This window comes from Runella sp. R5_40 (genome assembly GCF_057652295.1).
Map to the genome: position 1 here is coordinate 224,546 of NZ_JBYFCH010000007.1, position 26,293 is coordinate 250,838.

22 protein-coding genes are annotated in these 26,293 nt (G+C 45.3%); all 22 read left to right on the forward strand.

Annotated elements, in window-relative coordinates; all coding sequences use genetic code 11:
- Nucleotides 1–2 precede the first annotated feature (2 nt).
- The 22 genes from AC23N5_RS15195 to AC23N5_RS15300 all read left to right on the forward strand — a co-directional run bounded on the left by AC23N5_RS15195 (nt 3) and on the right by AC23N5_RS15300 (nt 26,291).
- On the forward strand, nt 3–1,046 hold the full coding sequence (locus AC23N5_RS15195; RefSeq protein WP_487756242.1) for a cytochrome-c peroxidase: 1,044 nt from the start codon (nt 3–5) through the stop codon (nt 1,044–1,046).
- On the forward strand, nt 1,043–2,050 hold the full coding sequence (locus AC23N5_RS15200; RefSeq protein WP_487756243.1) for a hypothetical protein: 1,008 nt from the start codon (nt 1,043–1,045) through the stop codon (nt 2,048–2,050). Before AC23N5_RS15195 ends, AC23N5_RS15200 begins: the two co-directional genes overlap by 4 nt.
- A gap of 1 nt (nt 2,051) precedes the next feature.
- Nucleotides 2,052–2,573, forward strand: a complete 522-nt coding sequence (locus tag AC23N5_RS15205; RefSeq protein ID WP_183979105.1) for a DinB family protein — start codon at nt 2,052–2,054, stop codon at nt 2,571–2,573.
- A 33-nt stretch (nt 2,574–2,606) separates the two neighbouring features.
- Nucleotides 2,607–3,038 carry a hypothetical protein gene (locus tag AC23N5_RS15210; RefSeq protein WP_487756244.1) on the forward strand — a complete coding sequence of 144 codons (432 nt, stop codon included), beginning with the start codon at nt 2,607–2,609 and terminating at the stop codon, nt 3,036–3,038.
- Nucleotides 3,039–3,154: 116 nt separating this feature from the next.
- Nucleotides 3,155–4,591 (forward strand): c-type cytochrome, encoded by a 1,437-nt coding sequence (locus AC23N5_RS15215; protein WP_487756245.1) that lies wholly within the window; start codon nt 3,155–3,157, stop codon nt 4,589–4,591.
- A 28-nt stretch (nt 4,592–4,619) separates the two neighbouring features.
- The gene (locus tag AC23N5_RS15220) at nt 4,620–5,951 is read left to right on the forward strand and encodes a c-type cytochrome (RefSeq protein WP_487756246.1); all 1,332 of its coding nucleotides are present in this window, start codon (nt 4,620–4,622) and stop codon (nt 5,949–5,951) included.
- A 326-nt stretch (nt 5,952–6,277) separates the two neighbouring features.
- Complete coding sequence (locus AC23N5_RS15225; protein WP_183979115.1) at nt 6,278–6,667, forward strand: hypothetical protein; 390 nt, start codon at nt 6,278–6,280, stop codon at nt 6,665–6,667.
- Between the two features lie 610 nt (nt 6,668–7,277).
- Complete coding sequence (locus AC23N5_RS15230; RefSeq protein WP_487756247.1) at nt 7,278–9,662, forward strand: TonB-dependent receptor; 2,385 nt, start codon at nt 7,278–7,280, stop codon at nt 9,660–9,662.
- Nucleotides 9,663–9,673: 11 nt separating this feature from the next.
- Entirely contained in the window at nt 9,674–10,321 is a 648-nt protein-coding gene (locus tag AC23N5_RS15235) for an SCO family protein (protein ID WP_487756248.1), read from the forward strand.
- An 85-nt stretch (nt 10,322–10,406) separates the two neighbouring features.
- Nucleotides 10,407–11,795, forward strand: a complete 1,389-nt coding sequence (locus AC23N5_RS15240) for an alkaline phosphatase (RefSeq protein WP_487756249.1) — start codon at nt 10,407–10,409, stop codon at nt 11,793–11,795.
- Between the two features lie 234 nt (nt 11,796–12,029).
- Complete coding sequence (locus tag AC23N5_RS15245) at nt 12,030–12,356, forward strand: hypothetical protein (RefSeq protein WP_487756316.1); 327 nt, start codon at nt 12,030–12,032, stop codon at nt 12,354–12,356.
- A gap of 208 nt (nt 12,357–12,564) precedes the next feature.
- Nucleotides 12,565–14,883: a TonB-dependent receptor gene (locus AC23N5_RS15250; protein WP_487756250.1), complete on the forward strand. Its 2,319-nt coding sequence runs from the start codon at nt 12,565–12,567 to the stop codon at nt 14,881–14,883.
- Nucleotides 14,884–15,016: 133 nt separating this feature from the next.
- Nucleotides 15,017–16,165: a DJ-1/PfpI family protein gene (locus tag AC23N5_RS15255; protein ID WP_487756251.1), complete on the forward strand. Its 1,149-nt coding sequence runs from the start codon at nt 15,017–15,019 to the stop codon at nt 16,163–16,165.
- Between the two features lie 14 nt (nt 16,166–16,179).
- Nucleotides 16,180–16,977 (forward strand): DUF4198 domain-containing protein, encoded by a 798-nt coding sequence (locus AC23N5_RS15260; protein ID WP_487756252.1) that lies wholly within the window; start codon nt 16,180–16,182, stop codon nt 16,975–16,977.
- Nucleotides 16,974–18,107 (forward strand): PepSY-associated TM helix domain-containing protein, encoded by a 1,134-nt coding sequence (locus tag AC23N5_RS15265; protein WP_487756253.1) that lies wholly within the window; start codon nt 16,974–16,976, stop codon nt 18,105–18,107. The genes AC23N5_RS15260 and AC23N5_RS15265 overlap by 4 nt, the downstream gene beginning before the upstream one ends.
- The gene (locus AC23N5_RS15270; protein WP_487756254.1) at nt 18,104–18,883 is read left to right on the forward strand and encodes an MbnP family protein; all 780 of its coding nucleotides are present in this window, start codon (nt 18,104–18,106) and stop codon (nt 18,881–18,883) included. The genes AC23N5_RS15265 and AC23N5_RS15270 overlap by 4 nt, the downstream gene beginning before the upstream one ends.
- Nucleotide 18,884: 1 nt before the next feature.
- The gene (locus AC23N5_RS15275; protein ID WP_487756255.1) at nt 18,885–20,429 is read left to right on the forward strand and encodes a cytochrome c peroxidase; all 1,545 of its coding nucleotides are present in this window, start codon (nt 18,885–18,887) and stop codon (nt 20,427–20,429) included.
- 72 nt (nt 20,430–20,501) lie between these two features.
- Nucleotides 20,502–21,101, forward strand: coding sequence for a Crp/Fnr family transcriptional regulator (locus AC23N5_RS15280; RefSeq protein WP_487756256.1), 600 nt, complete (start codon nt 20,502–20,504; stop codon nt 21,099–21,101).
- 161 nt (nt 21,102–21,262) lie between these two features.
- A complete protein-coding gene (locus tag AC23N5_RS15285; protein WP_487756257.1) occupies nt 21,263–21,727 on the forward strand; it encodes a c-type cytochrome in 465 nt (154 codons plus the stop codon).
- Between the two features lie 110 nt (nt 21,728–21,837).
- The gene (gene nosZ / locus AC23N5_RS15290; protein ID WP_487756258.1) at nt 21,838–23,874 is read left to right on the forward strand and encodes a Sec-dependent nitrous-oxide reductase; all 2,037 of its coding nucleotides are present in this window, start codon (nt 21,838–21,840) and stop codon (nt 23,872–23,874) included.
- A gap of 70 nt (nt 23,875–23,944) precedes the next feature.
- Nucleotides 23,945–24,985 (forward strand): nitrous oxide reductase accessory protein NosL, encoded by a 1,041-nt coding sequence (locus tag AC23N5_RS15295; RefSeq protein WP_487756259.1) that lies wholly within the window; start codon nt 23,945–23,947, stop codon nt 24,983–24,985.
- Between the two features lie 40 nt (nt 24,986–25,025).
- Nucleotides 25,026–26,291: a nitrous oxide reductase family maturation protein NosD gene (locus tag AC23N5_RS15300; protein ID WP_487756260.1), complete on the forward strand. Its 1,266-nt coding sequence runs from the start codon at nt 25,026–25,028 to the stop codon at nt 26,289–26,291.
- Nucleotides 26,292–26,293: the final 2 nt, after the last annotated feature.

Genomic DNA, 26,293 nt, shown 5'->3' on the forward strand with positions numbered 1-26,293 from the left:
GAATGAACAGCACACGCTGGCGGCTTTTGGCCGTATCGTTGAGTTTTATGGGTTGGCTTGCTTCTTGTTCCCTTTTGGGAGGGGAAGCAAGCCCCGAAACCCTTTTTTCGGTGCCCGCCACTTTTCCGCAACCGACTTACGACTTGAGTAAAAATCCCATCACCAGCGACGGCGTTGCGTTGGGAAAACAGTTGTTTTTCGACGGTATCCTGTCGCGCGATGGCAGCATTTCGTGCGGCGAATGTCACAACCAAAGTCACGCTTTTACGCACCACGGACACGGGTTTAGCCACGGCATCAACAACCAAGAAGGCACCCGCAACGCCCCTCCGCTGATTAACTTAGCTTGGCAAGATTCGTTCTTTTGGGATGGCGGAGTATTCGATTTGGATTTATTTTCGATTGCCCCCATCGAAAATCCACTCGAAATGGATGACAAAATTGGCAACGTTCTCCAAAAATTACGGGGGTCGAAAGAGTATCCCAAGCTCTTCAAAAAAGCCTACGGCACCGAAGAAATTACGACCGAACGCTTTTTGAAGGCATTGTCTCAGTTTATGTTGACCTTGGTTTCGGCCAATTCCAAATACGACCAGTTTTTGGCAGGAAAAGCCCAACTTACCGCCGACGAAACGGCTGGATTTCAACTCTTTAAAGACAAAGGTTGCGCCAAATGCCACAGCGGCGCGCTTTTTACCGACCATAGTTTCCGTAGCAATGGCCTGCTTCCCGAATACACGGGCGATTTGGGCCGTTACCGCATTACCGAAAACGACGCCGACAAAAACAAATTCAAAGTACCGACCCTCCGCAACATCGAAGTAACGTACCCGTACATGCACGATGCGCGTTTTTTGAACCTTGAGGCCGTTCTCAAATTTTATGCCGAAGGAGTCAAAGAAACGGGCAGCCTCGACCCGCTGTTGAAACAAAACGGCCGTTTGGGCATCCCGATGACCGCCGATGAACAACAAAAAATCATTGCTTTTCTCAAAACACTCACCGACCAAGAGTTTTTGACCAACCCCCGATTTGCTGCACCATGAAAAAGTCATTTTACGCATTTTTACTGCTAAGTGCTGAAGCACAAGTTAACCGTTATTTGTTAACTGTTAATCGTTCAAAATCAACGAACTACATCAAAGCAACTACCCTAAAGCTTTTACTTTACTACTTACTAGCTACTTCCCCAAGTCACGCTTGCGATATTTGTGGCTGTGGCAATGGTGGCTCATTTTTTGGCATTTTGCCACAGTCACATTTACGTTTTGCAGGGGTTCGTTACCGCGTTAAAAATTACGAATCGCACCTCAATAGCACGTTTTTTCGCGCCCGAGAAAACTTCCAAACGGCCGAACTTTGGGCGCGTTTTTATCCCTTGAAACGCACGCAGCTCATGGTATTCGTCCCGTACAACTGGAATACCCAAACACTTTATCGCACCGAAACTCCTCAGAAAATCAGCGGATTGGGCGACGTATCGGCTCTTTTCCACTACAACATTGTGAATACCTTTTGGGATTCAACCACCCACAAAATTGACCAAACCCTGCTCATCGGAGGCGGCATTAAGGCCCCAACGGGCAAGTTTCGGTACGTGGAAGATGGCACCGAAGTAGCCAATGCCAACTTTCAACTCGGCACGGGTAGTGTTGACTTTGTGGTGAACGCGATTTATAACCTACGTTACCAAAAATGGGGTTCCAACGTGGACGTTTCCTACAAAATCAACACCACCAACCCCAATCATTATCGGTTTGCCAACCGCCTCAGTGGGTCGGTTTCGGTTTTTCGTACCTTGTCGCTTTCATCGCTTACCCTCATGCCCAACGTAGGAGTATATGTAGAACATTTTGGGTACGACATCAAGAACGGCCAAAAGAACACTTTTACGGGAGGAACGCTAAGTACGGCAAATGCAGGATTAGAAGTTTACTTCAAACGAACTTCGGCAGGAATTACTTATCAATCTCCTCTTTATCAGCAGCTTTCGGGCGGAGATTTAAAGCTAAAAAATACCCTTTCAACGCATTTAACTTTTTTATTTTAACATGAAACGTTACCTATTTTTAGTCCTTTTGTGCGCGTCGGTAGTGGCAAATGCTCAAAACCGAACGGCCGAACTTCGCCAAGAACTCATCGACGCATTTGACATGTCGGAAAAGTACAGCCTTAAAATTTGCGACCAAATGCCCGCCGAATTTTATCAATTTAAGGCCACAGATTCAGTTATGACCTTTGCCGAACAATGGCGTCACTGTGTCATTTTTTCAATCAACCAACTTGCGGGGCGTACGGGCGTGGTGAACCCACTCAAAGAGCGAAAGTTGCCCAAAGTCATGAACAAAGAGCAGGTGGTCAGCGAAGTAAAAGCCATGTATGCGTTTATCCGAAAAACCGTTCGAGAACTTCCTGAAGCGAAACTGTACGAAAAAACAGGCTTCACCAACGGCGAAATCCCCATGTGGCGCCTGATTTATGCCGTTGAAAACCACATCATTCACCACCGTGGACAAGTCATTGTGTATTTACGCTTAAAAAATATTGTTCCCGAGGGTTATGTTGGCTGGTAATTTGTATTTTTGTTACAACCTTTCCGCAACCCCATGCTGTTCCGTTTGCGAATAGATATTTCCAAATTAACCCGTCGTCAGATTCTTCGTCTGCGGGGGTGGTTGCTTGTCGCCATTGTGGGGGTCATGTTCATGCAAAGTGTTCTCACCGCTTTGCTCGTGTTTTCCATTGACAATCCGCTTACTTTTCAGGAATCTTATGCCCAATCGGAACAAACAGTTAGCCAATCCCACGAACGCGCCAAACAACAGCTCTTGTCGTTGTTGGATTTTGGACAAGAACCCACCAAGAAAAAACAGGCTTCGCTGAACCTCTACGTTTTTAATCTTTTTGTAGAAGAAGTTGCCATCGAAGTCCCCCCCTGCCTTCCAACGGACGTTGCTTCCAACGCCGATTTTGCCTATTTGGCAGGAAAAGGGCTATTATTTCACCAAAAAATTCCGCACCCTCCACGTACCGTTTAATGTCCATTTGATACGCTGCTCCGTCGTTCGGGGTAGCGCTTCATCGTTTCTCTCTGCCGCATCTCAGCAGGGAAGAAGCCCCGTATCCCTATGGTTTCATTAAACACTTTATTCTCGTGGATTTTCCAATCTTTCACCTCGATTTTATTGGCAATCGGGCTTTGATTGCCATTATCGCCGTCCTCCATGCCGTCATCAACCACGCCTTGGCGGTTGGACTTATGCCCGTAGTCGCCATGCTCGAAATCAAAGGGTTCAGGCTTCTAAAAACCAACCCCGAGCTAGCCGAAAAGTGGGACGCGCTCGCATACCGAATTTTGTTTGTGGCCTTTCTCATCACGACCACCATTGGTGCCATGACGGGCGTTGGTATTTGGTTTTCGGCCTCGTTGGTTAACCCCGCCTCCATCGCCAGTCTCATCCGCGTTTTCTTTGGCGCATGGTTTGTCGAATGGCTCGTTTTTGTGACCGAAGTCGTGCTTATATTGTTTTATTTCTTAACGTGGAAAAAACTAAAAGCCAACCTGTTACAAAAATTTAAACACGTCAAATACGGGCTATTTTTGAGCTTTTTTTCTTGGATTACGATGGCGATTATCGTGTCCATTTTGTCGTTTATGATGGATACGGGCAACTGGAACAACGACCGCACCTTTTTGTACGGTTTCTTAAATCCCGTGTATTTGCCTCAATTGTTTTTCCGCACACCCCTCGCCATGACCATGGGCGGTATGATTGCCATGTTTTTAACGCTGATTTACACCCGCAAAGACCTCGAATTTCGTAAAATAGCCCTCCGTTCCATCAGCAAATGGGTATTGATTTGGGGGCCGTTGGCGGCCGCAGGAGCCATGTTGTACTACTACATGATTCCAAAAAGCTTGGTCGGTAACTTGCCCGTGGCGATGGGAACGCTTGAGTTTCAAAACTGGTACAGCCAAATCGTGGTCATTGTCATCGTCGCCATCGGATTGGTGATTGGCATGGCCAATTGGTCGTATTTTCGTCCACAAACTGCTCCTGCTTGGTTGGCAGGAGTGAGTATTTTGCTCGTTGTGGGCTTGATGGGTCACTTTGAACGCCTGCGCGAGTTTATCCGCAAGCCTTACGTCATCGGCGAATACATGTATTCCAATGGCTTACGGGTCGAAGACTATCCCCTTCTACAGCGCGACGGCGTACTGAAACACGCCAATTTTGTGGCAAACAAAGAAGTGACCGATGACAATATGTTAGAGGCAGGTCGAGACGTATTTATCCTGACTTGTAGCCGTTGCCACACCACCAATGGCGCGGTGAACCCCATGACGGGAAAATTTACGGACATGTTTGGCACCAAACCTTGGGAAACGGCGCAATTGAAAGGGTACATCAAAAACATGCACTCTGCGCGGTATTTCATGCCGCCTTTCCCTGGCAACGACCGCGAGTTGGACGCCCTTTGTGCCTACATCAAAGAGCTGCAAACCAACCCGCAGCCCGTTTCGGGGGCGCAAGATGGCCTTGGTTTTAACAAACCCAAGCCTTCGCAACCCGTAGCTGCTGTCCGTTAATCAACCTTCCATTCTAACGATATTCATCATGTTTTTAAACATTCTTCTGCAAACCCAAACCATTGTCCAAAAGGACATTCCGCTTCCCTTGCCCGTGCCCGAGTGGGTGTTGGTTGTGGTATTGGTATCTATGTTTTTGGTACATATTTTATTTATCAACTTCATGGTTGGTGGTTCTATTCTGACGTTGGTGTATCAATTACTCGGTCTTCGCAAGCCCGATTACGACAAACTTGCCTACGAAGTGGCCCAAACCATTACGGTCAATAAATCCATGGCGGTGGTGATGGGAATCGCGCCGCTGTTGGCCATCAATACGCTCTATACCACGTACTTCTACACGGCCAATGCCCTCACGGGTTTGATGTGGATTTTGATAATTCCGCTGGTGACGATTGCCTTTTTGTTGCTCTACGCCCACAAGTTTTTGTGGCACAAGCTCGACAACAACAAGTTTTTGCACATCAGCATTTTGGCAACGGCCGTGGCCATTTTCTTGTTTGTCCCCCTCATTTTTTTGACCAACGTCAATTTGATGATGTTCCCCGACAAATGGTCGGTGGTAGAAGGGTTTTTGTCGGCGTTGGTATTGCCCAACGTTTTTCCCCGTTACCTCCATTTTCTGAATGCCTGCATGGCCGCGTCGGGGTTGTTGTTGGTTTGGTATTTTGGTCGAAAAGACTTCGATTTTGAAGAAAAATTCCCCACGTTAAGCCGCTACAATGTCCGCAAAAACCTCTACACCGTCACGTTTTATGGGTCGGTTGTGCAGTTTTTGGTGGGTCCGATTGTCCTCGTTACCCTTCCCAGTCAAGGCTTGGGCTGGAATGTCTTGCTGGTTATTTTCACGGGAGCGTCCATTGCCATTGTGGCGATGGTTTGGTTGTGGAAAGAAATCACGGGGCCAGCGGCTCAGTTTGGGCGTCATTTCACCAAAATTGCCCTGACGATGGGCGTCGTTGTACTTTTCATGGGCTCGGGGCGGCAATTGTACCGTTCCAACGTCATTGACCCTCACCGTAAGTTGGTAGCCAAAAAAACGGCTGAATACGAAAAACTGGTCAAAGAAGCCCAAGCGGAGGCACTCAAGCCCAAAACCACCGAAACCGCCACCGCTACCCACCCTGGGGAAGCCATTTTTCAGATGAACTGCGTGGCCTGTCATCAGGTAAACGACAAACTCGTAGGGCCTAGCATGATAGAAGCCGCAGGGATTTACAAAGGCAATCTCAATGGGTTGATGGGCTGGATTCGTCAGCCTGGCAAAAAACGAGACGGGCCCGCCATGCCTGCCCAAGCGCATCTGGGCGACGACAAAATCAAACAGGTAGCAGAGTGGGTTTTGACGCTGAATAAATAGTTAGTAAGTTTATTTTTTAACCACATAGGACACAGTAGAATATACACATAGAGGACATGGGAGTGCTATGCGTCTATTGTGTTCTATGTGGTTACCTGCAAACCAAAAAAGATGCTGTTATGGCTAAAAAACAAAGTAAATCGAAGCTAAGTCGCAGCAAAGCACCTCGCTGGAAACAGTGGAGTACCATGTTGCTTTTGCTGTTGCTTTTGCTAAGTATGATTCTTGTCTTGAATCGCTTATAGTAAGCTCATTTTCACCCATTCATGTCTGGTTTTATCATCATTTGACACGATTTATCTACCTTTGTGTCGGCCGTTATCAATATGTTCAAAAAACAACACATAGCACTTTTGTTATTTGCCCTTGTAAGCATCAAGACCTTACTTGTGCCTGTGGTGTATTTGGATTTTGAACTACGTAAAGAATACATTATCAAGAACCTTTGCGAAAACCGTTTCAAGCCTCAGCTTCACTGCGACGGGAAGTGTTACTTAGCCAAACGACTGCAAAAAATTGCCGAAGACAACGCCACCAAAGAAACCCAAAAACACGCTTCTCACCTCAAAAAAATGGTGGAAGATTCGTTTGAAGAATTGTCTATTTCCTTCAATATTCCTTACCAAACTACCTTTATTACGGTCATTGTGAGTGCTTGTGCGCACTTCCTTCTTCCAAAGCACACCCAAGTACCTATCAAACCTCCCATCGGTTAAGCCCTTTTTTGCAGTTGTGATTGCCTTCCCTCTCCTCCTGAGTGGAAGTAAGCACTTATTTTCCAAGTTTTCATTCTTGACACATTTTTCTATGTTGACCGACGATCAACTTGGCGAATTGTTGCGCGGTACTGGCGTAACACGAGCAAACCATTCACCCTTTGAATTTTCCCCTCAAAGCCGATTTTACGTGGCACTTGGTATCATTTTTATCCCATCCCTCGTACTCATATCTCTCTTAACTTTTTGATTATGAACGACAATAGTAAATTTTCAAACATTCCGCCAAAGCAACTCAATCGGGTAGTTCAGTTGGTGGCTTACAGCATTATTGCCGCATTAGTAGGAGTTATTTTCACGGCAATAGTCCTCCTGATAGGTCTTGTTCTACATGCCTAGCGGGAGTTTATTAATCAAGATGAACTAATACTAACAGCCTCGCTTCTTTGAGGCGAGGCATTGTTTAAAATCTTGGGTTTTCAGCCTATTCAGATTTGGGCTGATTTGGATTGTACTTGTTTTTATTTTCTTTTTTGCCGTAGTGGCCATCTCGATACAAAAATAATACAACCCACTAATTTTCAATTATTTACAAATAAAAATCCAACACATGCACCCAATAAAAGTAACTATACAAGTACTTCTGTTTTGCATTTTCGGTAGTTATGCTATCGCTCAAACCCTCAAAGGAACTGTCAAAAGTACCACGGGTGAAAACGTTGCCTTTGCTACAATAACACTGCTCAATAGCCCCAAAGGCACCGTAGCCGACAAAAACGGCAGCTACCAACTCACCCTAACCCGTGGGAAATACGAAGTGTCGGTTAGTGCCGTAGGTTACGCTACTCAAATTCAGCAGGTAACGATGACCGATAAAAATACCGAACTAAATTTCAGCCTTAACCCAAGTACGCAAGACTTAGGCGAGGTAGTGGTGACGGCTCAAAAGACTGAGCAAAATTTACTCAATATCCCCGTGGCAGTTACGTCGCTGTCGGCCAAGAAAGTGGAGGACGCTCGGGTGTGGGAACTAGCAAACCTAACCGCGATTGTCCCCAATTATCTCTACTCCGAATTGGGCGTGGCATTCCAGCAAATCCAGTCCATCAGAGGCGTGCAGGTGTTCAGCGAAAACCCTGCCGTGGCTACTTACATTGACGACGTAAACGCCTTAGATATCATCGGAGGGGGCTTTCAAATGGCTGACATCGAACGCGTTGAGGTACTTCGTGGGCCACAAGGAACGCTTTTCGGTCGCAATGCCATGGGAGGTGTGGTCAATATCATCACCAAAAAACCTACCAACCGCACCAATGGTTTTGCTGAACTAAGCCTCGGCAACTTGGGGTTACAACGCTACAATGCAGGTTTTAAAACCCCGATTGTGAAAGACAAATTGTTCTTTGGTATCAATGGAGTATATAGCAAACGCAATGGATTCTTAAAAAATGATACGACTGGACTCGGAAAAACCGACAAAAACATTCAGGGCGCACGGGTAGGCGATGAAGAAAGCCTCTACGGCAACGCCTATTTGCGCTGGTTTCCAAGCAGTAAATTCAGCGCGACCCTCAACGTAAAAGCACAAATGGATAAGTCGGACGCCACGGGTTTTATGCTGAGTGTGGGCAATGAAAAATTAGCGTTTGCCAACCCTGATAAGATTTACCTGACGCGTATCGGCACTCACCAACGCAACATCGTCAATACGTCTTTGAACCTAAAATACTACGGTTCGGGCTATACGCTCACGTCGGTTTCGGCTACCCAAGCCATCGGCATGGCTTACAAAGACGTTGATTTTCCTGGCTATTATCACACGTTCAGAGAAAAAGAAATTGGCGAAATGTTACCTCCGCAAAAGGTATTTACCCAAGAGTTCCGAATCAACTCCAACGCGGTTGACTCCAAACTGAGCTATTCGGCAGGAGTTTTCTATTTTAACCAAACGGGCTACGAACCCACCACCAATTTAGCCTACGAACTAGCGCCAGGGATGTACGCGGCTTTCCGCAACAAAACAGTCAACAACGGTTTGGCGGTATTTGGACAAATGGGTTACAAAATCACGCCATCGCTCGAACTCACCGCAGGGTTGCGTTACGACAACGAAAACCGCAAAGCTATCTTCAATGGAGTCGGCGATGCAGTTTTCATGAATAATGTGTTGACGTTCGTTCGGCCCGACTCAACCGTCACGGGCAAATATACTGCCGTTTCACCAAAGGTCGCCATCAACTATATTATCAGCTCAAAATCAAGCGTTTATATAAGCTATACGCGCGGCTTTAGAGCAGGTGGTGTCAATTCACAACGTTTGCCCAAAGGCATCTCTCAAACCTTCCAACCTGAGTTTTCGGACAACTTCGAAGCAGGCTTGAAGGCCACGGGCATGGAAAACAAACTACGAGTAGGGCTTACGGCCTTCTTAATCAATTGGAAAGACTTGCAGTTTTACAATTTGGTCGCTCCTTTCACTTACGCCCGCGAGAACTTAGGCGATGTCCAAACCCGAGGACTTGAGTTTGATGCCACCATGATTCCAGTTAAGAACCTTGAGTTGGACGCAAGCCTTGGCCTCAACAGCGGCAAATACCAAGATTTCAAACTGACACGGGTGGATTTTGCCACTATGGCCGAAACCAAAATTGACGTGACGGGTAAAAAATTAGCCAACGCCCCAAATCATACCTTTTATTTGGCGGCTCAATACGGTATCCCATTAGCCAAAACGGCTAAATTGAGTTTACGCGGTGAATACCGTTCGGTAGGGCAATTTTATACCGACTTGCAGAATACCCTAAAACAACCCACTTACAGCCTCATCAATACCCGAATAAACCTCCAAGTAGGCAAATTAAATGCGGCTTTCTGGGTACAAAACTTGGCTAACACTCGCTATCTGATTTATGGTTCGGGCGATACCAGCTTTGGACGCAGCGTTCGGATGGCTTCCCCTCGCACGTTGGGCATTACCCTTAATTATGGTTTTTAATGATGTCTATTATGTCCTCGAAACTAATCACCAAGTCCATAACAGCGATGCTGTTATGGACTTGCCTCAGTTGTAACTTCAACTCCAAACCACTGCCCATCTTGGGCGAACCTGAGATTGTTCAAAAAGTAGTCGATGATAAAACCATTGAAGAGAAAGTCTATCCGACCATTCCTGAGTTTGCGTTTAGGAGTCAATACGGCGATACCATTACCTCCAAAAACTTCAAAGACAAAATCTACGTGGCTGATTTTTTCTTTGTGACTTGCCCCACGATTTGCCCCGTGATGAAGAAAAATATGCTTAAAGTCTATGAGGCTTTCAAAGACGACCCGCGCGTCGGCATTCTCTCCCACACCATTGACCCCGACCACGATAGCGTGCAGGTCTTGAAAACCTACGCCGATGATTTGGGTTTAAAAGGTCGAACGTGGTTATTTGTGACGGGCAATCGCGAAAAAATCTATGAAATTGGAGAAAAGCATTATCTGGTAACAGCCCAAGCCGACGACCAAGCGCCTGGCGGCTATATCCACAGTGGGGCTTTTGTGCTGATTGATAAAAACAAACACATTCGCGGCATGTACGACGGAACTGAAGAAAAAGAAGTGCAGCTGATGATACGCGACATGAAGACGTTGCTGGAGGAAAGCAAATAATTTTGCTATTTCTTAACCTAGCATAGTTCTATTGAATTCTTTCGACGTATTACCTTTGGTATAATCAATCAACAATACACCAACCATGCGAAGAAGAGATTTTTTCAAGAATGGCTCATTGGCCGCTATCGGAACCCAACTTTTCAACCCATTTATCCCCGCGGATACCATCAAGAAAAAACGGGGCAAAGTAAAAAATATCATCTTTATGGTGAGCGACGGCATGAGTACGGGCACGCTCAACATGGCCGACCTCATGCTACAACGCCAACAAGGCCGCCATAGCCTTTGGATTCAATTGATGCACGAAAACCGCATCAAACGGTCTTTTATGGATACAGCTTCGGCCAGTTCGCTCGTCACCGACTCGGCAGCGGCAAGCTCGTCGTGGGGAGGGGGAGTTCGGGTTAAAAATGGCGTTCTCAACATTGGCCCCAACGGCGAAAAGTACAAACCCATTTTGCACAAATTTAAAGACGCCCGCAAAGCCGTCGGGTGCGTCACTACGGTTCCGATTACCCACGCTACTCCCGCTGGATTTTGTGTCAACTCCGACAGCCGCAGCATGGAACCCATTGCGGTTCAGTATTTGGACCTAAAGTTTGACGTTTTGATGGGCGGTGGTACCAATACTTTTTCCAAAGAAGGCCGCAGCGACAAACGCGATTTGTTGCAGGATTTCAGAACGGCAGGTTATCAAGTGGCGCTTAACCGCAATGAAATGGCTGCTTTGACCGCCGAAAAACCCATTTTAGGGGTATTTCACGACGACGGGCTTCCCTACGCCGTTGACCGCGCGCAAAGCGAAACGCTCAAAGCTACGACGCCGACATTGGCCGAAATGACCCAAAAAGCAATTGAGATTATGCAAAAAAATCCGAACGGTTTTGTTCTACAAATCGAGTCGGGGAAAGTGGACTGGGCCGCCCACGCCAACGACGTAAGCGCGCTCATTGGCGAACAAATTCAGTTTGACGACGCCTTAAAAGTAGCCATTGATTTTGCCGAAAAAGACAAAAATACCCTCGTTATCTTTACGACCGACCACGGAAATGCTGCGCCTGCCCTACTGTCGGGGTCAAAAGCCAACGCTAATTTTGATAAAATAGCGACCTACAAACAATCCAACGAGTGGATTTTGAACGGTATTACCAAAGATTTTACGCCCGCCCAAATCATCGAGCGCATTGAGGCAGCCCAAGGAATTGTTATCAAACCCGAGGAAGCATTGACGATTTTAAGTAATTATTATTTGTTGGGAGAAGGCGGCATTTACAACGCCCGCAAGTTACCTTTCCAAAAATTAGCCCAAATCCAAACGCCTTTTTCTTCCGTAGGATGGGCAGGAACAGACCACACGGCAGAGTTTGTAGAATTATCGATGTTTGGTCCAGGCAGTGAATTACTCAATCCGTTTGTAAAAAACACCGACCTCCATAATTTTATGCTGGATGTAACCGAAGTAAAAGCTTAATTCACAAGCATTTATTTACAAAGCACGGTATCGTTTAGCATCAAACAGCGTTCATCGATACGATTGGCATTCAGCCGTATGCGTTATGCCTCCCGTAAAACAACGTTTTTCAGCGATACGCATACGGCTTGCTTTTTTTCCTTACTTTTGCGCCGTCATTTTACTGATTCTATGATTTTTAAACGGTACATAGCGCTATTTTTATTGGTTTTGGTCAGCATCAAAACCTTGCTAGTGCCATTTGTTTATTTGGATTTTGAACTACGTAAAGAATACATTATCAAGAACCTTTGCGAAAACCGCTTCAAGCCTGAGCTTCATTGCGACGGAAAATGTTATTTAGCCAAACAACTCCACAAAGTAGCCGAAAATAACGCCTCCAAAGAAGCCCAAAAACACGCTTCTTTTCTCAAAAAAATCGTAGAAGATACTTTCGTGGAGCAGAGCTTTACGTTGGAGCTTCCTACTTATGTGGTCGCTGACACTTTTCTGTTGCGTATTTCCTTCGATTTTCTTCTACCCAAGCACGCCCGAGTGCTCATTAAGCCCCCTATTGGGTAATTTCTTCTTGTTGCGGATACTCTTTACCAATCCCTCTTTCTGAGCGATTGGAAGCCTTTTTTATCCATTTTTTTCCTGACACATCCCCTATGTTGCCCAACAAACAACGTAGCGAATTACTGCACTTGTAAGAGTTATTTTCACCGCGATAGTCCTCCTTCACCATTTCAGCTGAATTACAACATAAAGTCACAAACAATCTTTTAAAATGATCAAATACACCTTATTATTTTTAAGTCTTTTCATGGCGGGCAACCTATTGGCTCAAAACCTCAAAGGAACCGTCAAAAACCAAGCAGGAGTAGGCCTTAGTGGTGCTAGTATCCTGTTGTTAAATAGCAGTCAAGGAAGTACTGCCGATAAGGATGGCACTTTCTCCCTCAACTTAAAAGCAGGAAAATATCAAGTACAGTTTAGTGCCGTTGGGTACGCTACTAAAATTCAGCAAGTAGAAATAACCAACACAACCATCGCCTTAGAGGTAACTTTATCGGACAATACCCAAACACTGGGCGAGGTAGTCATTACAGCCGACAAGGTCGAGGCAAATTTACAAAAAACGCCATTGGCCGTTACCTCCTTAAATGCCAAACAATTAGAAGAATACAGGGTCTGGACAATCAATGACCTGACGGCCTTGGCTCCGAGCACCTTCACCGTAGAACACGGAAATAGTACAGGTTCTAGCTTTTTGAACATCAGGGGCTCAATGGGTTTTTCAAATGACCAAGCCGTGGCTACTTATGTCGATGGCGTTTACCAATTTGACTACTTCTCGGCGCCACTCAATTTCAGTAATATCGAACGAGTTGAAATTTTGAGGGGACCTCAAGGCACGCTCTACGGCCGAAATGCCTTTGGCGGTGTACTCAATGTGATTACCAAAAGACCAAACAACAAGACCAGCGGGTTTGCCGAAATAGACCTGGGAAACTACGGGCAGCAGCGTTATAGCGTGGGTTTCAATACACCTTTGATAAAAGATAAGCTATTTATCAATGCAGGTTTCCAATCAAACGGTCGCGGAGCAATTTATGACAATCCGACTTTGAATACGAAGGATTTTGACAAGCATAACGCTTACATCGGCAATGTAAACCTAAAGTACATTGTATCAGACAGATGGACTATTGACTTGAATACAAGATACGAAAACGACAAAGACAAAGGCGCCTATCCTTGGTCGGCGACAGATAGTATCGCCAGAGCTAATCCTTATACTGTTTATGGGAATTGGGATAACACCGAACGAAGAACTAATTTCAACACTTCTGCCGCCGTAAAATATTTTGGCAACAACTTCAATTTTACCTCCATTACCTCTTTTGTAGATTACCACATTTGGCTTCCAGGACGATTTGATTTTGATTTTAGTCCTGCCGAGTTGATTAGCTTCACGACTTGGTCGAAACAAAACCAATGGACGCAAGAATTGCGCTTTTCTTCTCCCGCCAATACCAGTGCATTAAAATGGACGGTGGGTTCTTTTTTGTTTGGTGAAAAAAGCAAGAATAGTAGTACGACTTACTTCGACAAAGATTACGCCTTGTTTGACCCAAATGCACCTTATTCTTCTATTGGTAACGGAAAGCGAAATGCTTTTGGCGTGGCATTCTTTGGACAAGCTACGTATGCCATTACGCCCAAATTTGATATAACTGTCGGAACAAGGTATGACATTGAACGCCGTGAGCTTACCCAAAACTCAGCGTTTGAAACAGGCGGAGTTGTCATGCCCTTGACCACCGATAGCACTGCCAAAAGAACGTTCAATGCCTTTACTCCTAAGGTGATTTTAAGTCAAAAATTGACAGAAAATTCGATGATTTATGGTTCTTATGCCAAAGGATTCAGGGTCGGAGGTTTCAATTTTGGAAATGCAGCAAACCCTACTTACAATCCTGAAAAATCAGATAACTATGAGGTGGGCGTTAAAAATACCTTCCTAAACAACCGACTTAAAATCAACCTTACCGCATTTTACTTTCAACAAAAAGACCAGCAGGTTTCTACTTCTCAAGACGGCATAAACTACGCTACGCTCAATGTAGGTGACATGGATAATTATGGATTGGAATTGGAGGCTTCGGCACTTCCTGTCAAAAACTTACAAATTGATTGGACGGCCAGCACGTCGCATAGTGAGTATAAAAAATTAGAACTTTTTGATGCCATATCCAATAAGGTCATCAACTATAAAGGCAACAAAGCAATTAATAATCCCGCTTTGCAATCGATGCTGGCGGTTCAGTATGGTTTGCCTTTATCAAAATCTGCCCAAAACCTCAAAGCTTTCGTCAGAGGAGAATTGAGATACATTGGGGAATATCAATTGGATTTTGTGAATGCTTATCATCAGGATGCTTACAGTATGATCAACGCCAGAGCAGGTGTAACCAGCAATCATTTTGATGTGGCTATTTGGGCACGCAACCTCAGTGACGTACGCTACATGGCATTTGGGTATGGCTCCTACATGATGGGTACACCAAGAATGTGGGGAATAACATTAACTGGTAAATTATAGGTCAGACGATAGTCAGACCGGGGCGCGCAGACCGAGTCGCGCAGACTGGGTCGCGCAGACTAGGTAATTTTTGGGGTCTGACTGTCGTCTGACCTTGTGCACGACTCTATTACATTTCAACAAATCTGTCACAATGAAACACTTAACAATTATTCTTATACTGATGTATGCTGCTTGCATCAGTGCAATTGCTCAAACCTCCGAAGCCGATTCAACTGCCAAACGTCACGATGAACTCATGCAAATCATTATGACCAAGCCTAAAGTCCCCATCAAAACCATTGGGGTCTATGTGTATGACGGCTACAATACCCTCGATGCCATAGGGCCGTATCAGGTGCTGTCGGAACTGATGAGCGTCAACATTTTTTTTGTAGCCAAAAACAAAGGCTTCGTCAAAAATCAACGTGGGCTCGAAGTGAAGGTAGATAAGTCAATCGCCGAGGTGGAGCAATTAGACATTCTCATCATTCCAGGGGGTGCCAAAGAGACATTTTTCCAAACCCAAGACCAAGAAGTACTAGATTGGATTCGAAAGATAGACCAGAAGTCTGTTTATACGGCTAGCGTCTGTACTGGGGCGTGGATTTTGGGGGCAACGGGGCTGCTCGAAGGCAAAAACGTTTCGTCCAACTGGTACCGAGCCAGTGAAATCATGGGCATGTACGGTGCCAAATACCAACCCGAACGCTTCGTGCGAGACGGCAAGTATTGGACTTCGGCAGGCGTAACGGCAGGTATGGACATGGCGCTGGGGATGATTAACGAGCTCATGGGCGACAAGTACACCAAAGCCGCTCTGCTTGACCTCGAATACGACCCCAAGCCTATCTATCCTGATGGCAACGCCACCAAAACCGAACCCATCGTCAAAGAAATGTTGATGCAGATGTACGACATGGACCTGAAACCGCTGATTGATGCCGAAAAAAGCAAAAAAGAAGAATTGGCCTTAGAGAAGAAAAAACAGGAAAGTTGGCCCGAACTCGACGACTATCATGCTGTCATGGCCCAGACCTTCCACCCTGCCGAAGAAGGCAATTTGAAGCCACTTTACGCCAACGCCGAACAATTAGCGGCCAAAGCGAGCATCCTAAAAAAATCGGTTGTTCCTGCAAAATACCAAAAACCTGGCGTCAAAGAAAGTGTAGAAGCGCTTGAGAAAGAATCGGTTGCTTTGGCTAAAATGGTCAAGAAAAAGAAATCGGAAGATGAACTTAAAAAGGCGATATTTGCCTTACACGACCGTTTCCACGAAGTCATGGAAAAGTGCCATCATTAACAAACTATACCAAAATGAAAAAACTGTTTTCGTTGCTCTTGCTTTGTATCACTTCCAGTTTGTTTGCCCATGAGTTTTGGCTCATGCCAAGTAAGTTCAAATTAAAAATTGGCGAACTTTTTGATTTGCAGCTATTTGTAGGCGAAGATTTTATGGGAGACATTTGGGCCAATCGTAAAAAACGGTTGTTAAAACTGACTCATTTAACAGAGCAAAATAAGCAAGATTTAACTTCCATTGCCCTCAAAAGCGATTCGTTGCCAATTCCGTTAAAATTCAATTCCGAAGGCACTCACTTATTGACCATGGAGTCTAAAAACTCCTTCATTGCCCTCGAAGCCGACAAATTCAACGATTATCTGAAGGAAGATGGCATTGAAAACATCTATGAATTGCGCAAAAAACAGGGGCAACTTACCCAGCCTTCCAAGGAGTTGTACCGTCGTTGTGCCAAAACGTTGATTCAAGTGGGGAACAAATACAGCGATACATTTAAGAAAAACACCCAAATGCCGCTGGAAATTATTCCCCTCAACAACCCTTATCAAATGAAGGCTGGGGAAGCAATAACAGTCAAGGTTTTGTTTAAAAATCAACCACTTAGCAACAAAATGGTGGTGGCTTGGCACAAAACAGCCACCCAAAAAACGACCCACCGTAAGCTTACCACCAACGCCGATGGTTCGTTGAAAATCCCCCTTGACAAAGCGGGCTATTGGATGATTAGTACCGTTCACATGGTGGAAGTCAAAAATAACCCTGAGGCCAATTACCAAAGTTACTGGGGCAATCTAACCTTTCAATTGCCATGATAAAAAACGTGAGTCGCGTTCTTTTTCGCCTCCATAGTTGGTTTGGCCTCATTACGGGAGTATTTCTACTTTTGCTAGGACTGAGCGGGTCTATTTTGGTATTTATGGAAGAACTTGACCCCATTATTTACCGCCACTCCCTGACCGTCAAACCTACGGGTGCGCCTTTGCCGATCGATAGTTTGTATCGAATCATCACGGCCGAATACCCCAACCTCGACGGAATCGCTTGGCTTAACCCCGAAGCCACTCCCGAGCAATCGTACCATTTTCGGCTGTACATGAACGATACTCGCCTGATTTCGTACGATTTGGGTGCCATCAATCTCAACCAATACACGGGTCAAATTCTTCGCAAAGGCCGCAGCGACGACCTCGAAGTGGGCTGGATTGAGTGGATTTTTCAATTCCATTTTTCGTTTCACCTCGGGATGCCTGGCGCGGCATTTACCGCCATTTTTGGCCTAACCATGCTCGTTTCTATTCTTACGGGCTTGGTCGTCTATCGTAAGTTTATTTGGAAAGTGCTGGCCTTTAAGGTGAAAATCAACCGTAAAAACTGGCGAACCATTTCCTCTGATCTACACCGCATCGTGGGGGTTTGGTCGCTGGCGCTCAATGTCATTGTCTTCTTCACGGGCTTTTGGATGAATCTTTTTGCCTTTGAGAAGAAAACGTGGGACAACGAAGTCGTACCGACTCCCGCCAATACATTGGCCAAGGTTTCGCTCCAAAGCTTGTACCAACAAGCCCTTAAAAAAGCGCCAAATTTTACGCCCAACTACGTTTATTTGCCCACCCAACCCCATCGTAAGTTCAACGTAAGGGGGTATTACAACGATGAAAACAGGCTGTTTTCGAGCCGAAATGCCATTGTTTTTGATGCTTATACAGGGCAATTTGTAGGAATAACCCGTTATGCCGATTTATCGACTTGGGAAAAAATCGAAGCAACTTTTCACCCCCTCCACGTCGGGAATTTTGGAGGAATTTTTGTCAAAATCTTGTACGTCATCCTTGGGCTTACCCCTGGCGTTTTGTCAGTAACGGGCTTTTTGCTCTGGTGGCGTCGAAATCGTAAAAAAACAAACGCCCATAAACAGGCCAATCAAACTACATTTGCACAATGAAAAATCTTCTTTTCGTGGTAGGACTTCTAATGTGTTCGCCACTCTTTGCCCAAAAAACAGGCTCGCTTACCCTCCAATTTCACAATAAAGTGGGTACGGAAGAGGTCGTTCTGAAAGACAAACAATACACCAATGCCTTGGGTGAGTCGTTCAACATCACCTTTTTGCAATACTATGTTAGCAACCTTCGCTTGCTTCGCAAAGATGGCAGCGAATACGTGGTTCCCCAAGACGAAAGTTACTTTTTGATTCGCCAACAACATCCAGAATCACAGAAAATCACCCTCAACAACGTCCCAAAAGGTGACTACGTTGGGCTGAGCTTTGTGATTGGTGTTGACAGTCTTCGCAGTGCTTCCGAAGTAAGCAAACGCAAAGGTTGCTTAGACGTGGGCGGCGATGGCAAAGACATGTACTGGGCGTGGAATTCGGGCTATATTTTTGTTAAAATGGAAGGAACATCTGCTCAAATTCCGCTTACAGGCAACCGCAAAGAACCAATTTTCTTGTATCACATTGGTCTTTTTGGCGGGATGGGCGACAAGAAAACGTTGAACAATATCAAAGTAGCATCGTTGAATTTTGGCAAAGAAAAAGTAAAAATCAAAGCTGACAAAAACGTGGCGCTTGGCATTACTACCGATGTTTCTAAACTATTTACGGGCACTACAAACGTAAGTTTTGCCGCCAATCCGACGGTAATGGCGGGCCCTTATTCGGCTAAAATTGCGGATAATTACGCTTCCATGTTTTCATACGAAGGCATTCAGAAATAAGATGAACACCCGAATTACCCTTGTTGTCTCCGCTTTTGGCTTTTTGCTGTTGTCTTTTTGCGGCAACCGCCAAGAGGAACTTTTTACCAAACCAAGCCACTTTCCCGAACCTGCTTACAAGTTTCAGGAAAACCCGCTGACGCCTGCGGGAGTTGCGTTGGGAAAAACGCTTTTTTACGACGCATTGCTCTCCAAAGACAACACCGTCAGTTGTGGCAGTTGCCACCAACAATCGGCAGGTTTTACCCAACACGGGCATTCATTGAGCCACGGCATCAACGATTTACTGACCAAACGTAATTCGATGCCGTTGTTCAATTTGGCGTGGTCAACCGACTTTGGCTGGGACGGCGGCGTGCATCATTTGGATTTGTTTGCCATTTCGCCCCTGCAAAACCCCGCCGAAATGGACGAGTCGTTGCCCAATGTGTTGGAAAAACTCAGGTATTCAAAAACCTACCCCGCCCTGTTTGAAAAAGCCTTTGGCACCGACGAAATCAACACCGAACGTTTCCTCAAAGCCTTATCTCAATTTATGTTGACGATGGTTTCGGCCAATTCGCGCTACGATAAATGGATGCGGAACGAAGGCGGTGCACTAACCGAAACCGAGCAAGAAGGGCTTGCGCTGGTCGAACAAAAGTGCACACCTTGTCATTCGGGTGTCTTATTTTCTGATTTCAAGTATCGAAACAATGGTCTTCCTACGGCCGTCAATACCGACGAAGGTCGCTACGACATTACGCTGCACGATGAAGACCGTTTTAAGTTTAAAGTACCGAGTTTACGGAATTTAGCTTTTACGGCACCCTACATGCACGACGGTCGGCTGGCTACTCTCGAACAAGTGCTTGAGCATTATACGTCGGGCATCGAAAAGAATGCTACCGTGGACCCTGTTTTAGTAAAAAATGGGCAAAAAGGAATTGCGTTGACGTCGGAAGAAAAACAAAAAATCATTGCTTTTCTCCAAACCCTCAACGACGAATCGTTCGCAAAAGACCCCCGCTTTTCGGAGTCAGACACGGCACCCGCTCCTGAACTCGCCGAATTTGCCAATACCGATTGGGAAAAAGTTGACTTACGAACTGACAATCCCGTCATCAAATCAACCCTCGCCAAAGCCCTGAGTTACTACTGGGGAATCAAACAAGGGCTGTTGACAGACAATGGAAAAGAATCGTCGCGCTCGGCCAAGTTGTTACTCAATTTGCTCGAAAACATCGACCTTTCCACCGCTGCTCCCATCCAAAAAGCATTTTACCTAAAAGTATATCAAGACCTTGGGTTTGACACCGAACACGTGGCTGAAACCGAGTCGGTTGCCCACCAACGCGACCACTTTGGTGACTTGAGTAAAAACCTATTTCGACTTATCAAGTCCTTCAAAACCAACGGCCAACCACTGTACTATTACACCTGCCCCAAGGCCGCCAACGGCATCGGCGGGTTTTGGCTATCAGAAATCAACGACGAAAAGGGAAATCCGTTTTTTGGAAAAAATGACAAAAAGTGCGGTCAAATTGTTATGACGGCGTTGGAGTAAACCTGACATCTGTCATAAAATTACTCAGAAATAATACTCAATTTGTTTGGTGTTTTCAAAAACGATAAACAAATGGCAGGAATTCCGTCAGCATTATTACAAAAATATGGAGCATCGCTCAATCGCTTCGTTAAAGGTGAATACATATTTCACGAAGGCTGGCCAGCGCATTTTTATTTCCAAGTAGAAGAGGGAACTATCAAGATGCTGAATGGAGGTGAAAATAATGATTATATCCAAGGTATTTTTTCACAAGGAGAAAGTTTCGGAGAGCCGCCATTAATTGGAGACTTTCCCTATCCTGCCGATACCCGAGCAGTTTCTAATGCAAAGGTTTGGGTCTTAAAAAAAGTCGAATACCTGCGTTTGCTACGTGAAAACCCAGATATTCACTTTGAACTCACCAAAATATTGGCCAAGCGACTCTGTTATAAAACCAAGCTACTCAACGCCATGAACACCCAAAATCCAGAACAGCGAATTTTGACCATTATTGATTTTTTCAAACAAAAATCGCCCCGCACAGGAGATTGTTTTGAAGTGCCATTGACTCGCCAAACCATTGCTGATATGACGGGACTACGCGTAGAAACAGTTATTAAAAAAGTAATTCAGCTGGCAAATGCTGGCGATTTGAGTCTCAATAATCATAAAATTTTGCGACCTTGGTAGGTATATTTGTTGCCATTTAAAGCCCCAAACAGGTTTTTTTTGTGCCCCGCCTATTCTCAAATCCTGCCAAAGATTAGGGAAGTGTTATGATTCAAACCATAAGTTTTTGGCCATTCGCGGCTGTACGTTTGTGCTGTTGTTAACCAAAAACCAATTTCCTAATGAAACGTTTATTTCTCTATTTATTAATCCTCACCCCTCTCCTTTGGTATGGGTGTTCTGGCAAAGGGGCAGAACAGCGTGCTGAGGCTCCAGAAACAGATCCAAAAGAAATTTTGGAACAGCCCGAAACCCACGGTACCGAAGTAAAAGAAGTGGCACTCTCAACCCCACTCGACCCAGCAATGGTCAAACAAGGAAGTGACATTTATGACTTAAAATGTATGTCGTGCCATAAACTCACCGACGAAAAACTCGTTGGGCCAGGTTGGAAAGATGTGACCAAAAATCGTAAACCTACTTGGATTATCAACATGATTACCAACGTGGACATGATGCTTGCCGAAGATGCCGAAGCCCAAAAACTGTTGGAACAGTGTCTCGTTCGAATGCCGAATCAGAACATTACTACCGAAGAAGCCCGCAGCGTGTTAGAATTTATGCGTAAAAACGACGGTGAAAAATAACGGCTAGGTCAGACGATAGTCAGACCGACAAAAAGGCCATCAACCCTAGGTCTAACTATCGTCAGACCTAGGGGGATGAATAAACACAAATCACATTAAACCATATTTCAATGAAAACCAATATTATCGGCATCGCGGTCGCGGTGCTTGCTGGGGGCTTTTTTGCCTGCAAACCCGACAACGCAGGTAAAAACGGCGGTTCGGAAATCGCAGGAGATGCTGCCCAAAAAGTATATGTTGCCCCAGGGAAACATGACGAATTTTACAACATTGTTTCGGGAGGGTTCAATGGCCAACTTTCGGTCGTGGGCTTGCCTTCGGGACGGGTGTTTCGGATTATTCCTGTCTTTTCACAATTCGCCGAAAACGGCTGGGGTTACAGCGAAGAAACCAAACCAATGCTCAACACCTCGCACGGGTTTGTACCTTGGGATGACTCTCACCACGTAGCACTCTCGACCACCAACGGCGAACACGACGGTCGTTGGGCGTTCATCAATGGCAACAACACGCCTCGTATTGCCCGCGTCAGCCTTTCGACGTTCCGCACCGATGAAATTATCGAATTGCCTAATTCTGGTGGAAACCACTCTTCTCCCTTTATCACAGCCAACACTGAATATGCCGTAGCAGGAACCCGTTTTTCGGTACCACCCGATGCCAACGCCGATGTTCCCATCAGTAGTTTTAAACAAAATTTCAAAGGGTATATCAGTTTTGTAAGCATCGACAAAACCACTGGCCACATGGGAGTTAAGTTTCAATTAAAAACCCCTGGGGTAAGTTTTGACTTAGCACGGGCTGGAAAAGGTAAGTCAGACGGGTGGTTCTTTTTCTCATGCTACAACACCGAACAAGCGGCTTCTTTGTTAGAAGTAAATGCTTCTCAAAAAGACAAAGACTTTATTTTGGCCGTCAATTGGAAAAAGGCAGAGGAGTATTTAGCCCAAGGCAAAGGCAAAAAAGAAGCCGCCAAGTATGCCCACAATGTGTACGATGAAAAAACACATTCGGCCACCTCAACCATCTTGACGGAGGTGATGACCCTCGACCCCAAAGAGTGCCCCGATATGTTGTACTTTATGCCTTGTCCCAAATCACCCCACGGCTGCGACGTTGACCCCACAGGAAGTTACATTGTGGGTTCGGGCAAATTGGCGGCGGTTATTCCTGTATTTTCGTTTGACAAAATGCAAAAAGCGATTGCTGCCAAAGCCTTTGATGGCGATTTTGACGGCATTCCTGTCTTGAAATATGACGCAGTATTGCACGGAGAAGTAAAAAAACCAGGTTTAGGCCCTCTCCACACCGAATTTGACGGACAAGGAAATGCCATCACTTCGTTTTTTGTATCCTCAGAATTGGTCAAATGGAACATCGAAAAATTGGAAGTCCTTGACCGCGTTCCTACTTACTATTCGGTGGGTCACTTGTGTATCCCAGGCGGCCCTACAGCCAAGCCTCACGGCAAATACGTAATTGCGTACAACAAAATCACCAAGGACCGCTATTTGCCAACAGGTCCAGAATTGACTCAATCGGCACAGTTGTACGACATATCGGGCGATAAAATGACGCTCTTACTTGATTTCCCAACCATAGGAGAACCCCACTATGCCGAAGCTATACCAGCATCGTTGGTAGAGAAAAATACCAAGAAAATATTCAAACTAGAAGAAAACAATCACCCTTACGTTGCTAAAGGCGAGAAAGAAACCAAAGTAGTACGCAAAGGCAATGAGGTCCACGTCTATATGACGTCGATTCGTTCACACTTTACCCCTGACAATATTGAAGGGGTGAAAATGGGCGATGAAGTATTCTTCCACGTCACCAACCTTGAACAAGACTGGGACGTTCCGCACGGATTTGCGGTACGTGGCGCTCAAAATGCCGAAATTCTCATCATGCCAGGCGAAACTTCGACGCTTCGTTGGAAGCCTACGAAGGTCGGCGTGACTCCAATGTACTGTACTGATTTTTGTTCGGCACTTCACCAAGAAATGCAAGGCTATGTACGGGTATCTCCAGCGGGTAGTAACGTACCACTTACTTGGCATACGGGCAAAACGCCAACCGCTGAAGCTGAAAAGAAAACAGCAAGTGCAAAACCCAAATTGAATACACCTAAAGTGGCAATGAAATAAGGTTTCCACTACTGACAAGGGGGCAAGCACCTCGTTTGCTCCCCTCTGTCGGTTTTCAAAAACTATTTTTATGAAACCCCTCCGTCCGTTTACCATTGGTAGTTTGTATGTGGCGTCATTGTCGCTCATTGCTACCTATTTTCTCCCACTTTGGCGCATCGACCTGTGGGCACCACAATACCCCGAAGGACTTTCGATGCAAATCTGGATCAACAAACTTTCGGGGCAAGTCGAAATCATCAATGGCCTCAACCACTACATTGGCATGGCACACATCAAGGAAGAAATGTTTCCTGAATTTAAGTTTCTTTCTTACATCGTAGCTTTTTATATTGTTTTTGGACTGTTAACCGCCTTTCTTAAAAGCCGTAAAATGCTCATAAGTTATTTGGTACTGCTCATTTTAGCTGGCGTTGCTGCCTTATATGATTTTTGGAGCTGGGGCTACGAATACGGCCATAATCTGAGTCCAGATGCCGCTATTAAAGTACCAGGTATGTCGTACCAGCCGCCGCTATTGGGTTACAAAGAATTGCTCAATTTTGGGGCATACTCCATTCCTGATGTGGGAGGCTGGGTATTTGTGGCCGTAGGCATTACCGTTATTATTTTGGTGGCCTGCGAGACCTATTTTTGCCAGCCAAAATCCAGTTTAACGCCTAAAAGTAACGTTTCACCCTCCTTGGTGGTGTTTTTGTTGGGAACAATTGTAAGCCTCCAAAGCTGCGCCCAACAGCCCGATCCTATTCGCTACGGACAAGACGCCTGTGTGTTCTGTAAAATGACCATTATGGACAAAAAATTTGCGGCTGAAATTGTGACAGACAAAGGCAAAGCATTCAAGTTCGACGACCTGAGTTGTCTCGTAAAACACCTAAAAGTCAACAAATTACCTGAATCATCCTTGTCTTTTATCGTTGTCAATGATTTCAATAATCCAGGAGAGTTGATTGATGCCCGCACGGCTATTTTTGTCAGCAGTCGTGAGTTGCGCAGTCCGATGCGGGGCGATGTAGCAGCTTTCTCCAATAAAGCCTCTGCCGAGGCCGTAAAAGCTACATTTTCAGAAGCAAAATTACTTACGTGGAAAGAGGTCTTTGACAATTTTTAAGATGAACAATTTCGCTAATTATAGAACACGGATTGGACGGATGAAACAGATAATCACGGATTTAATCCCTTTTAATCTGTTCAATCCGTTACATCTGTGGGCCATTTTTTTCGTCTTTTCTTTGCCTATGCAGGCTAAAACGTGGGAAATCAGCCCAAAAAACTCGCTCAAACAAGTCATTATTCAAGCCCATGCCTACGATACGCTTCTGATTCAGAAAGGATTATACCGAGTCAGGAACATCATCATTGACAAACCCTTAACCCTGCTTGGGCAGCATTATCCTATTTTGGATATTCAATTTAAAAATGAGATTTTCACCGTCAAGTCAAGCGATGTTACCATCCAAGGTATTGAATTTAGAAATGTGGGTATGACCAGTATGATTGACTGGGCGGCCATCAAAGTGCTGGAATCAAGCAACGTTCAGATTTTAAATAACCGTATTCGTAACTGTTATTTCGGGATTTATTTATCAGCCTCTGACCATTGTTTGGTGCAAGGCAACGACATCGAAGGTAACCCCAAAGAAGAACAAAATACAGGCAACGGCATCCACGCGTGGAAATGCGATAGCATACTTATTCAACGCAACCATACCCAAGGCCACCGCGATGGCATTTACTTTGAGTTCGTGACCAATTCTACCATCCAACACAATGATAGTCAAGGCAATATTCGTTATGGATTGCATTTTATGTTTTCGCATAACAACGGTTATTTCTACAATCATTTTCACAAAAACGGCGCAGGAGTAGCCGTGATGTACACCAAGTTTGTGACCATGAAACACAACGTTTTTGAGCAAAATTGGGGGGGAGCAGCCTACGGGCTTTTGCTTAAAGACATTTCAGATAGCCACATCGAACAAAATATGTTCAAAACTAACACCGTCGGCGTATATATGGAAGGGTGTAGTAGATCGGTATTTACTAAAAATCAATTTACCGAAAACGGTTATGCCCTCCGCGTTCAGGCCAACTGCGACGACAATTCGCTCACATACAGCAACTTTCGAGGAAACACTTTTGACGTAGCCACCAACGGAGACGTTGTTTTGAACCACGTTTCGCACAACTATTGGGATAAATACGAGGGCTACGACCTCAACCGCGACGGCATTGGCGATGTGCCTTTTCGCCCAGTAAGCCTGTACGCCACCGTCATTGAGCGCATTCCTCAAGCCATGATGTTGCTCAGGAGTTTTACCGTTTCACTCCTCGACCGCATCGAAAAGATTATTCCTACCCTCACTCCCGAGGGAATGAAAGATGAAAAACCATTGCTGAAACCATTAAAACTATAAAC